10 protein-coding genes are annotated in these 11,182 nt (G+C 59.6%); 4 read left to right on the plus strand and 6 right to left on the minus strand.

Annotation, left to right across the window (positions count from 1 at the left end; translation table 11 throughout):
- Window positions 1-2,510: 2,510 nt before the first annotated feature.
- Window positions 2,511-2,759, minus strand: coding sequence for a hypothetical protein (locus O1W68_RS05980; RefSeq protein ID WP_269301988.1), 249 nt, complete (start codon window positions 2,757-2,759; stop codon window positions 2,511-2,513).
- A 244-nt stretch (window positions 2,760-3,003) separates the two neighbouring features.
- On the opposite strand from O1W68_RS05980, the gene rsmG reads away from it, so the two are divergent.
- The 4 genes from rsmG (at window position 3,004) to O1W68_RS06000 (ending at window position 6,695) form a co-directional block, all read left to right on the plus strand.
- Window positions 3,004-3,681, plus strand: coding sequence for a 16S rRNA (guanine(527)-N(7))-methyltransferase RsmG (rsmG, locus tag O1W68_RS05985; RefSeq protein ID WP_269302818.1), 678 nt, complete (start codon window positions 3,004-3,006; stop codon window positions 3,679-3,681).
- Window positions 3,682-3,746: 65 nt separating this feature from the next.
- Window positions 3,747-4,748 (plus strand): ParA family protein, encoded by a 1,002-nt coding sequence (locus tag O1W68_RS05990; protein ID WP_269301989.1) that lies wholly within the window; start codon window positions 3,747-3,749, stop codon window positions 4,746-4,748.
- A 4-nt stretch (window positions 4,749-4,752) separates the two neighbouring features.
- Complete coding sequence (locus tag O1W68_RS05995; protein ID WP_269301990.1) at window positions 4,753-5,787, plus strand: ParB/RepB/Spo0J family partition protein; 1,035 nt, start codon at window positions 4,753-4,755, stop codon at window positions 5,785-5,787.
- Between the two features lie 221 nt (window positions 5,788-6,008).
- Window positions 6,009-6,695 carry a GNAT family N-acetyltransferase gene (locus O1W68_RS06000; protein ID WP_269302819.1) on the plus strand — a complete coding sequence of 229 codons (687 nt, stop codon included), beginning with the start codon at window positions 6,009-6,011 and terminating at the stop codon, window positions 6,693-6,695.
- A 62-nt stretch (window positions 6,696-6,757) separates the two neighbouring features.
- Here O1W68_RS06000 and O1W68_RS06005 read toward each other — a convergent pair whose 3' ends face one another.
- From O1W68_RS06005 to sigM, 5 genes are all read right to left on the minus strand, one after another.
- Complete coding sequence (locus O1W68_RS06005) at window positions 6,758-7,951, minus strand: N-acetylmuramoyl-L-alanine amidase (protein WP_269301991.1); 1,194 nt, start codon at window positions 7,949-7,951, stop codon at window positions 6,758-6,760.
- 228 nt (window positions 7,952-8,179) lie between these two features.
- Window positions 8,180-8,512 (minus strand): thioredoxin, encoded by a 333-nt coding sequence (gene trxA, locus O1W68_RS06010; protein ID WP_084348264.1) that lies wholly within the window; start codon window positions 8,510-8,512, stop codon window positions 8,180-8,182.
- A gap of 38 nt (window positions 8,513-8,550) precedes the next feature.
- Window positions 8,551-9,540, minus strand: a complete 990-nt coding sequence (trxB, locus tag O1W68_RS06015) for a thioredoxin-disulfide reductase (protein ID WP_269301992.1) — start codon at window positions 9,538-9,540, stop codon at window positions 8,551-8,553.
- Between the two features lie 155 nt (window positions 9,541-9,695).
- Window positions 9,696-10,418, minus strand: a complete 723-nt coding sequence (locus O1W68_RS06020) for a hypothetical protein (protein WP_269301993.1) — start codon at window positions 10,416-10,418, stop codon at window positions 9,696-9,698.
- 89 nt (window positions 10,419-10,507) lie between these two features.
- Complete coding sequence (gene sigM, locus O1W68_RS06025) at window positions 10,508-11,101, minus strand: RNA polymerase sigma factor SigM (RefSeq protein ID WP_269301994.1); 594 nt, start codon at window positions 11,099-11,101, stop codon at window positions 10,508-10,510.
- Window positions 11,102-11,182: the final 81 nt, after the last annotated feature.

Below are 11,182 nucleotides of genomic sequence, written 5' to 3' on the forward strand. Positions count from 1 at the left end.
TATCGGTGTACTGCTCCAGGAGGTGTGCCTCGCCGTGGTAACAGTCATCTCGACGCAGATGACGGGACGGCATCAGTGGGCCGACGATTTTGTCACAGTTGAGACAACCAATCATCGTGGGCTGATTCACGCCGGTATCGAAATGATGAACCCACGCGGTCGATGGATTTCGCTCGTCGAGTGTCGTGGAAGATCTGCCGCAGACTGTGTCGGTGCCTGTACGCGTGTTCCCTCGCGCCGGCCGGTGTACTCGATTTAGGTTGATGAGCAATCCAGCCGGTACTTGGTGAATTCAATTGTGTTCAGACTCGGCGGGCTGTCCCGGCTTACGTGCACTCGTCTTTCCCGACTGTGATTGTGGGTTCGTCCGAGGCGGACCGGTGGAGCGCGTTGGCCACTGCCTGTCCGTTTGGGTCCGCATGCTCGAGCAGTGGCGCATCCGTCGGTGGCTCATGTTTCACGTGAAACCTCTCGGTGACGGGTGGTCGCTCCCCCGCGCGGGTTGTGCTCCAGCGTCACGTCGCGCTCTGTGCTGTGCTTGGACGTTCCCACCATGGGTGAATGTAGAGGATTGCTGACGATGAGTGGACTTGTCGTCTACCTCTCGGCGTCGCTCCTCCCCCGGGCGAACTATGCAAGATCCCGGGAATGGGTGTTTCACGTGAAACATCGAATGGGGCCGGTCGAGTTCAGACTGCGATCATCAGAGCCGCTCGGTATTCGCTAGTCCGATCTACGTGTTTCGCTTTGATGCGCGAGCAGTCATCCTGAAGCAAACTCGAGATGACACGGCCAACGAAATTCGACCAATCGCCCGAGGAGGTTGCCGATTGGATCGATAGTTCGGTGGACACCATCGGCACGTGATTCCTATACCGTTCAATCCGTCCGACTTTCGAGCTGGCCAGTTTTGGCGCGGAACAGAGTTCACGTTGAATCGGGGGCCGTATCAGTGGGGCCTACTTTCGCAGAGAACGGTGAGGCGGTTGCTGCCGAAATTCTTCCTGCCAGGACTGACCGGGGACTCCGTGTCGCAGATGAAATGTGGGACGGTGCCCGTTTGGCGGGCGTCGACGACTTAGGTGAGCGCGTCGGTAGCACTATCTGTCGAACGCGCCTTGGTTGTCCGGGGGTATTTGGCCGTCGAAGGAGATCGCCACGATGTCGTCATTCGTCGGGGTGACTTGTCTGTCGGGAAGACTCCACGCTGATGTCATTTCGAGTCGGCCTTTCGCGCGACGAGTGGTGAAGTTGATTGCCACTGATGTTCTGTCTTATGTGGCGGCCCTTGTGGCCTTGCCGCCGGGCGGGGTTAGTGAGGCGTTGGGTGTTCGGGCTCGGGGTCGTTGTTCTAGTAGGTGCGGGTATCCATCCGTCTGACGGGAGTGTTCGTGGGTGGCCGGCGATGACGGAATCTTTCGTCGGGTGTTTTGGCGGAATCGGTACTGAGCGCGGAATCGGAGCTGAGCGCGGAATCATTGGGGCGCTCCGTGGTACACGACCCGACCCCTCGAGAGGTGCGGCCGAATCCAGTGTGTTTCGGTCGCAGCCTCCCCGACTATCGCGCGCCTCGCCACTCGGGGTTCGAGCAACTGCCGAGTCGCGCAGAGTCTCCAGCACCGGACGATCGACGTCCCCTGTCTGGGGAGCGTGGCAGGTCCCGCGACCGTTGGCTCGAGTGTTGATGATGTGCGCTCGGCAGAAGGACCTCGTCTGATAATTCAGCGAAGCTTTGTCGAGGGAAGATGCCAACGTCCGAATACCGTGAGAGCCGGGTGACGTGTCCCCCCACCCCGTCGTCCGCTTAGTCCATTAGCCCCGGTTCGCGACGAAGAGTGCGTGTTGGGTTCGAGACGATCATCCCGCAGAATCTATCCAGGGTTGGGCGCCGACTCGACTGCTTCTCGTGGGTGAACGTGCGGGCTTCATCGTGGACAATTCATCTCTGCTCAAATGCTCGGCCTGTTGGGATTCGAACCCCCTACAGGAGGTTCGAACCCCAACACGGAGAGTAAATTCCCCGAGCGGTTCCCAACCCGATCCCGAGCTGTCCCCTCGAGCCGTGCTGTCCCCTCGAACCCGCGCCGCGCCGAATCCGTGCTCTCCAAACCCATGCTGTTCTAGACCGCGAACCGCGGCGCCGATGTCGGTGTGGTCCAAGGGCCATTGGATAATTCGAGTTTGCTGCCTCTCTGAAGGGGGCGTCGCGAAGTAAGTCCACCGGTACACAGGAGCGTCCTTCCTCGAGTGCGCTGCCTGGCTGTGACAGATATTTTCGGAGTCGTGTGGAGTGTCGCCCGCGCCCGCAAAATGCACCGCCCCTTACTGCGCGGGGGACAGTGGCGTCCCCACCGGTAGCTCGGCGAACTCCGAACTGAGTCCGCTCCCCTGTCAAGTTCGATGACCGCCGGCTGACTGTCGTCAGGTCCGTGAGACGAGCCTGATCTGACATGTGCGAGCTGTAGGTCTGTATTTTTGTCTCTGCGCGGTGCCTGCCGACTGCCACTGTTTCACGTGAAACTTTCGGTTCCGACGGGATAGACCGGATGAGTCGTTCTCACTGTCCACCATGGTGACACCACGCTGTGGACTAGGACGGTCGGATGAGCCCCGATGTTCCAGGCGACGGCCAAGTCCGCTGACACTCTGATACCGATGTCGAGTCCGGTGATGTGCACCTGAAGCAATGGCGGGGACGCGGAGGGTTGGGCATGGGGTAGGTTGCCGCAGTTTCCGCGCAAGGGCGGCCAGGCTCCCATGTGCTTCGCGTAATGGTGTCGTGGTCCATTCGACGAGCGCTTAAACGAGGTGCGAGCGTGGCGTCAATTGACATCAGCTCGGCCAAGGCGGGTGTAGGACGACGCCGATCCCGCCTCCGCTTCACATGAAACCGCCGGACCTTGGGCGTTCGACGGTATTTTCTTGGGCACGAGGACGACTCGTCACGCGACACGGCTATGGAATGCGCCGATGGTTTGGCGAACGGTGCTCGGAAGCGAGAGAATGTTTCACGTGGAACCAGAAGCGTTGGATGACGATCGATTGATGGCAACCGCAGAACGCGTGTTTGGTCCGCGCCTGAATTTGGCACAGCAATATTACGAATCTCTTGCAACTGCGGGAGTCGAGCGCGGGCTGATAGGTCCGCGCGAGGTTCCTCGGTTGTGGGAGCGGCACTTGCTCAATTGCGCAGTCGTCGGTGAGTTGATCGACGAGGGTGAGCGGGTGGTGGATGTCGGGAGCGGTGCTGGATTGCCGGGAATACCTCTGGCGATTGCCCGCCCGGATTTACACATCACTCTCATCGAGCCGCTCCTTCGTCGAACGGTGTACCTGGCTGAGTTCATCGAGAAGCACGAGCTGAACGTTCTTGTGGTGCGAGGGCGCGCAGAACAGCCCGGAGTGAAGAAGGAAGCCGGAGGCGCCGACGTCGTCACCTCGAGAGCTGTTGCCCCTCTGGAGAAGCTCGCCAAGTGGTCGATGCCGCTCATTCACGAGCGTGGTCGGATGCTTGCGCTGAAGGGAACGAGCGCCGAAGAAGAGATAGAACGCGATCGGGCTTCCCTTACTCGCATGGGTGCTGGCAAGCTAGAGGTTGTGAAGTGCGGTGTCGATATATTGCCGACACCGACAATCGTAATTCGAGCCGAAAGAGCACCTCGGCGCTCCCTCCGCACATGATGTGCGCTTGTTTCATTCCTGCTCGTTCGTAAGCAAAAAAACCAGTTCCGCAATAAGGAGCACCTATGTCGGGTGGATTTGATCCTGCTGTTTCACGTGAAACAAGCACCGCGAAGAACGATGCACAACCCGCTTCCAAGTCGAAGGGGGGATCTGGGTTCGATGCATTCAGCGGCATCTCCGCCAATGACACCCCGATCGGTGCTGCCGCACAGCGGGCAAGCCAGGTTCTACATCCCAAAAGCGTGACGTTGCCGAAGCCAACGCATCGCCGAATGCTGACGATCGCAAATCAGAAGGGCGGGGTCGGAAAGACCACGACAGCGGTGAATCTCGCTGCGGCTTTGGCACTGCAGGGGCTGACCGTCCTGGTGGTCGATCTGGACCCCCAGGGGAACGCCAGCACCGCTTTGGGCGTCGAACATCACTCGGGTGTGCCGTCGAGCTACGAGGTGCTCATAGGCGAAGTGACCGCCAGAGAAGCGATCCAGCAGAGCCCGCACAGCGAGCGTCTGTTCTGCATTCCAGCCACAATCGACCTTGCCGGCGCAGAGATCGAACTGGTATCCATGGTCGCCCGCGAAGGACGTCTCAAGACTGCGCTGATGGACCTCGCGGACGTCGACGCAGACTTCGTATTGATCGACTGCCCTCCGTCTCTCGGACTGCTCACGGTCAACGCCATGGTTGCCGCCACCGAGGTTCTGATCCCGATTCAGTGCGAGTACTACGCCCTCGAGGGTGTAGGCCAGCTCCTGCGAAACATCGAACTGGTACAGGCCCATCTCAATCCCCAACTGCATGTTTCGACAGTCATCCTCACGATGTACGACGGCCGAACAAAGCTCGCAGACCAGGTTGCGGAGGAAGTACGAAAGCACTTTGGCGATGCAGTGCTTCGCGCGGTGATTCCGCGCAGCGTCAAGGTCTCGGAGGCGCCCGGTTATGGAATGACGGTATTGGATTACGACCCAGGTTCCCGTGGCGCGATGAGCTACTTGGATGCCGGTCGTGAACTCGCAGCACGGTCGTCCTTTGCGACAACCGATGGAACTCAGGAGCACTAGGGATATGAGTCAAGCACGCAAGGGTGGACTGGGACGCGGACTAGCTGCTCTCATTCCCACAGGGCCCGAGGCCGGTCCGCGACTCGGGAGTGCAGCCGCAGATGTAGTGATCGGTACTGCGGCGGACGGAAAGATCAGTCGGAACGCAGCAGAGAAGGCAGCGCGTGAGGCATCCGCACCGACTCCGACGCCACCCGTTCGGAGTGGCGAAGAGGACCTCTCCCCCGCCGGCGCGGTGTATCGGGAGATCGATCCGAAGCTGATTCAACCCAATGCCAAGCAGCCGCGGTCGGTGTTCGACGAGGAAGCTTTGACCGAACTCATCCACTCGATCCGCGAGTTCGGCTTGATGCAGCCGATCGTAGTGCGACCGGTGGCCGATGGTCGATACGAACTGGTGATGGGCGAACGCCGCTGGCGCGCGAGCCAAGAAGCGGGCCTCGAGTCGATTCCTGCAATCGTTCGTGAAACAAATGATGACGCAATGTTGCGTGACGCGTTGCTCGAGAACATCCATCGAGTTCAGCTCAATCCCCTCGAGGAGGCTGCCGCATATCAGCAGTTGCTCGAGGAATTCGACGTCACCCATGAAGAGTTGGCGGCGAAAATCGGTCGCTCACGTCCTGTTGTGACCAACATGATTCGACTGTTGAAGCTGCCGATTCCCGTTCAACGACGAGTTGCAGCCGGGGTTTTGTCCGCCGGACACGCGCGCGCTCTCCTGTCGTTGGATGCGGGTTCGGATGCGCAGGAGTCCTTGGCTGCGCGAATTGTTGCCGAGGGCCTGTCGGTTCGTGCAACAGAAGAAGCAGTTACGTTGGCGAATCGCAACGACGACATCAGTCCTAATCCCGCTCCTCGCCGCAAACCGATTCAAATGCCGGGCCTTCAGGATGTCGCCAATCGACTCTCGGATTCGTTCGATACCCGCGTGACAGTGAGCTTGGGTAAGAGAAAAGGCAAGATCGTCGTCGAATTCGGCTCGGTCGACGACCTCGAAAGGATTGTCGACATGATGGAGAGTCAGAAGAAAAAGTAGCGGCGAAATCTCAGGTACAAACACCCACGGTAGTTATGTCACTGTGACGTAAGCTCGCTATCGAAGACTGGAAGGACGCGAATGATGTTGCTATACAGCATTATTCAGCTCTCCGGATTTCTCGAGGATCAAGGTTGTGGCGATCGCTCACTTTTGACGCGCGTGTCGGTGTGTCATCGCGGTCGAACGACAAAATTCGGTGCATGGAGGCTGAGGTAGCAGTGTCGACACTCGTCACTGGAGTCACATTGGACTCCTTCGATCAACTACCCAAGCACACGCGACGGTGTCGTTTCTGGGTGCTCGATCCAGCTAGGACACGAGCAGACGGTGAGTCACTCGATGTGGAGTTCGAGAATGAGGCGTGGCTTTCGATGGTCATGCTCGAGTGGGGATCCTGCGGACAAATGCTGTCGGTCGGATCGGAGATGGTGGGATGCGCCTTGTACGCACCCCCGGGCGCAGTTCCTCGGTCCACCACTTTTCCGACGTCACCTGTCAGCGCTGATGCCGTGTTGCTGACAACGTTGAGAATCGAGTCGGATGTCGATCGGGAGGGACACTCGGCTTCGTTGATTCAGGCTGTAGTCGCGGATCTCGTCAATCGTGGCGTTCGTGCGCTCGAGGCATTCGGGATTCGTCGAACCGAGGAAGACGAGGTGATCGGTCCGCGGGCGACGATGTCGTTGACCTGTTCGGACACGGAATGCATGATCGACGCCGACTTCTTGGAGCAGGCCGGATTCGAAGTGGTCGCGCCACATCATCGATACCCACGACTTCGACTCGAATTGCATCGCGATCACGGATGGAAGGAAGACGTCGAGTCCGCCCTCGAGCGATTGCTGATTGCGGCCAGTCTGACTGCGGTAGAGATCGAGCACAAGGAAACCGTCGGAGTCAGATGAGTAGAGGTAGCGAAGCCGCGGCTAGCCGTCAAGTCCGGCTAGCCGTCAAGTCCGGCTAGCCGTCAACTCCGATCTGCGGCAGCAAGCTCTTCTGCGAGAAGCTCGGCGAAGGTGAATGTTCCGGTGGGCTGATCGTCTTGACCCAGTAGGTACAGACGCTTCACCGAGATGAGAATTGCCTCGGCGATGATGTCCCGGGATCGGGGATCACTGAGCACATCGATGTCGGAAGTGTTTGTCAGATAACCCATGTCTACCTGCACTGTCGGCATGTTGGTAAGCCGCAACAGATCCCAAGTTCGCCCATGGCTACGGCAATCGAGTAGTGGAGTTCGGGCGACGATTTCTCGTTGAATGTAACCGGTAAGGATCTGACCGATCAACGACGCCGAACCGTGTGAGTTGCCGAAATGGAAACTTGCTACTCCGTTCGCGGCTGAACTCGAGCTCGACGCACAGCGAAGTGAAATCATCAGGTCCGCATTGAAGCCATTTGACGTCTCGGCGCGCTCGGCAACACTTGGATTGGTTCCACGTGCACGGGACAGGAACGTCTCCATCCCGGTGGCGGCCATTCGGCCCTCGAGGCGACTGGCGACATCCCAGAGAATTTCTGCTTCGGAGATTCGGCCGAACATACCTTGGACTATGCGTCCGGTATCGGCGCCACCGAGATCGGGGTCGATTACGATGCGCTTGCCAGTCAGCTGGGGGCCGGCCGCCCGTACGAGTTCTTGTTCACTGATGGCGTGTGGTGATCCGCCAGTGACACGCGTACCGAGCAGTTCGAGAGAACGCAGCGTAGCCGGGCCGCAAATGCCATCCGGGGACAGCCCGATTTCCCGTTGGAAAGAGGAGAGGCCTTCGTGAGTTTTAGGCCCGAAATATCCGTCGACGCGTTCGCTGTAGAAACCCAAATCCTGCAGGCGCGTCTGGAGGGTCGCAATATCGTCCCCGTACAAAGGAGCTGAGAGCTGGTAGATGAGAGTGCGAGCCCCCAGCCGGTACGACGCTTCCTTCAGGGATCGGTAGGTAGCGGGTCCTACGACACCATCGACCAGCAGGCCCCGATATTGCTGAAAGGCGCGGACGGCGCCTCCCAAGGATTCATCGAAATCGGATGCGGGTGGCGTCCAGTGCGTCGGATCGCTCGCGAAAGTTGGATCCGTGTCCTCCACCAGAAATCCGAGCGAGACAAGCGTGCTCCGAACCTCCGCGACGGCGGGTCCAGAATCGCCGTGACTGAGTCGGTGCATACAGTTGACCTTCCGATCTCCAGATTCGATTCTTGCAACGACTGTATCCGCAACCCCGGAACGGAGAGTTCCGATTCCGGGACTGGGTCGATACAAAAGTCGATGTGCCGAACTTGTCGACACATCGACCAATTGTCGCAGAAAGTGACCGTCAAGCCCCAATCCGCCAGCTAGAGCCGACGGATCGCGGCGGCTGTGTCGGTTACTGCTCAGGCACTGTCTTCCTGATCACAAGACCGCTTCGAGGTCCTTGAGAAGTGCTGCCTTGCCCTTGGCGCCGACGATTTGCTTGATCGGCTTGCCACCCTGAAAGAGGATCAGAGTGGGAATCGACATGACCTTGAAGTCACGAGCTGCCTGCGGGTTGGCGTCGATGTCGAGCTTCGCGATCGTCAGCTTGTCCGAGTGTTCGGCCGCGATCTCCTCGAGTACCGGGGCGACCATCTTGCAAGGCCCGCACCAGGTGGCCCAGAAGTCGACGAGAACGGGCTTTTCGCTGCTGAGCACGTCGTCGACGAACGACGCATCCGTGATGGTGACGGTCTTCTTGTCGTCGGACATGTGTTTCTCCTGGTTGTGTAGTAGTGCGGAACGAGAATTCAGGCGTTGACGACGTCTACCGGCTGGTCGGCGTGCTCGAGCGTGTTGGAGGAGATGTCGCCCTGCTCGGCGAGCCAGCGCTCGGCGTCGATGGAGGCCGTGCAGCCGGTTCCGGCCGCGGTGATTGCCTGCTGGTAGACGTGATCCACCAAGTCACCTGCGGCGAACACTCCGGGTAGCGACGTAGTCGAGGATGGCGAGGCCACCTTGACGTAGCCTGCTTCGTCGAGTTCGACCTGGCCCTTGACCAGCTCGTTGCGCGGATCGTGACCGATAGCGACGAACATTCCCGTTACGTCGAGGGTGGTCTTCTCCCCGGTGATCGCATTTTCGAGTGCCACACCGGTGACAGAGGTCTCACCCAGGACTTCGAGAACGTTGGTGTCGGTGAGGAAGCGAATCTTCTCGTTGGCCTTTGCGCGCTCGAGCATGATGCGAGATGCACGAAATTCGCTGCGCCGATGGACGATGGTGACGCTGCGTGCGAAGCGAGTGAGGAAGGTCGCTTCTTCCATAGCCGAGTCCCCGCCACCGATGACGGCAATGTCCTGATCGCGGAAGAAGAATCCATCACAGGTAGCGCAGGAACTGACACCGCGTCCGAGCAGCTTTTCTTCACCCGGTATGCCGAGGTACCGCGCCGCGGCGCCCATCGCCAGAATGACCGCGCGTGCCTGGTAGGTCTCGCCGCCGGCGGATACGGTTTTGATCTCGCCGCGGAGGTCCATCTCTTCGACGTCTTCGGTACGAATGTCCGCGCCGAACCGCTTGGCCTGCTCGCGCATCTGCTCCATCAGGTCCGGTCCCATGATCCCTTCGCGGAAACCGGGAAAGTTCTCGACGTCCGTGGTGGTCATCAAAGCGCCACCGAACTGAGTTCCCTCGAACAGAATCGGCTGGAGTTCAGCCCTGGCTGCGTATACACCGGCGGTGTATCCGGCCGGTCCCGAGCCGACGATGATGAGATCGTGAACCTGTGGGGTTGTCATGCGGGCCTTCCGATCGAATGTGCTGTCTACCGATTGCGTTGAAACAAGTCTGCGTTGAAACAAAAGTCGGGGGGCGTAGTTCTGGTACGCCCGCCGGTTATGTCAACACCAGCGTAAAGGGTGTTGTTCCCGGTAGTTCTCCTGCGCGTCCGAGATCAGTTCAGATCGCGACGGACCAGTGTCTGCGGGTTGCCCTCTCCGCAATCCGCGCCCACCACGAGTACGGTCATGCCGTCTATCGGAAAACGCGGCACGACGAGCAGTGTTGCGGACCGCCCGTCGACCAGTACCGGAGTGGCTGCGAGCAGCATTGCCCGAGGGTCGAAACCGTTGGCCGCCAGACACTCTGGAAGATTCCCGGCATCCTTCAGTTCGGTTGGATCCTGTCGGCCGAGGAGGTCGCGGACAACGGCGGAATTCAAGCCGTTCGAGTCGAGGACCAGGCTGGGCGGATAAGCGGGCGCAGCAACCGTGTCGGGGTCGGTCGGCCCGCTAGAGCGGGCGAACAGCAAGGCGGAAAGCGTAGCGACGATCGCGGCCGCAGCTGCGATACCGATACCCGTATAGGCCCACCCGCGTGAATAACGATCGGGTCGGTCACCGAACGATGATTCCTGCTCGGTCATCAGAGCGCGATCGATCCTCTCGGCGACGTCCGGAGGCATCGGCTCACCGGACTCGAAGTCGCTTCCGAGTGAACCGAGACGGGCAGAAAGCGCGTCGAGAGCGGAGATGATCTCCATTGCTCTCGGATCTTGTCGAACGAGAGGCCAGAGCTTCTCACTTACCGACTCGTCGAGCACTCCCGCATGGAGATCCGCCAACAGGTCGGGTGAGTACGGAGCGACGGGTAGAGGCTCGGTTCCGTGCGATGCCACTTCGGTCTCCTCCCAGCGCAAGCTCTACCCACGGCCCGTCTTGTTTACGGGGCAATCGTGCCTACACATGGTAAGACGCGCCGGATCCGCTAACGGTTCCCTTCGTACCGCAAATACTCGAGTTGTATTACCAATTTCAACCGTCCACGGGCGCATCGGCTCTTGATCGTGCCGGTGGGTACACCGAGTATGCGGGCAGCATCTGCAACCGAGTAACCCTCCATGTCCACAGCTACGACGGCTGATCGTTGTTCGGGTGGCAACGACATGAGCGCCTTGTGGACCTCGATGGAGGTTTCGACGGCAGACATTTGATCCCGACCGTCGACCGGCTGGATGTCGTCCTCGTTGGTAAGCGACACGGTCGGTCTCGAACGGTTACGTCGAATGCGGTCGAGGCACGCGTTGACAACGATCTTGTGTAGCCAACTGCGAACAGCAGCATCGGCCCGGAAGGTGGCGGCTGTGCGGTGGGCTGACAAGAGTGCTTCTTGCAGTGCGTCGGCAGCGTCCTCGTTGGTATAGCTGGTTCGGCGTGCGGTCATCCAAAGGTGCTCGTGGTGTCGGTGTACCAGCAGGGTGAACGCATCGGCCTCCCCGGCAACGTGCGCACTCAACAATTCGACGTCGGAGCGTCCGCCGAGCAGACCCCCGACAGCCCAGTCCCTATGTAAATCCCCCATACGAAAACGGCTCCCCCCGTATTACCGCATTGTCGGAGAGCCTAAGGCATAGAGACCATCGAGTACGAAACCTCCCCCGAA

Origin of the sequence: Rhodococcus sp. H36-A4 (genome assembly GCF_027158005.1) — a bacterium.
Classification (GTDB): Bacteria; Actinomycetota; Actinomycetes; order Mycobacteriales; family Mycobacteriaceae; genus Rhodococcoides.

Bases quoted from the DNA above. Each gene is read 5' to 3' on its own strand.
- O1W68_RS05995 (WP_269301990.1), top strand. From the start codon at position 4,753: ATGAGTCAAGCACGCAAGGGTGGACTGGGACGCGGACTAGCTGCTCTC.
- trxB (WP_269301992.1), bottom strand. From the start codon at position 9,540: ATGACAACCCCACAGGTTCACGATCTCATCATCGTCGGCTCGGGACCG.
- sigM (WP_269301994.1), bottom strand. From the start codon at position 11,101: ATGGGGGATTTACATAGGGACTGGGCTGTCGGGGGTCTGCTCGGCGGA.
- O1W68_RS05990 (WP_269301989.1), top strand. From the start codon at position 3,747: ATGTCGGGTGGATTTGATCCTGCTGTTTCACGTGAAACAAGCACCGCG.
- trxA (WP_084348264.1), bottom strand. From the start codon at position 8,512: ATGTCCGACGACAAGAAGACCGTCACCATCACGGATGCGTCGTTCGTC.
- O1W68_RS05980 (WP_269301988.1), bottom strand. From the start codon at position 2,759: ATGGGAGCCTGGCCGCCCTTGCGCGGAAACTGCGGCAACCTACCCCAT.
- rsmG (WP_269302818.1), top strand. From the start codon at position 3,004: ATGTTTCACGTGGAACCAGAAGCGTTGGATGACGATCGATTGATGGCA.
- O1W68_RS06005 (WP_269301991.1), bottom strand. From the start codon at position 7,951: ATGCACCGACTCAGTCACGGCGATTCTGGACCCGCCGTCGCGGAGGTT.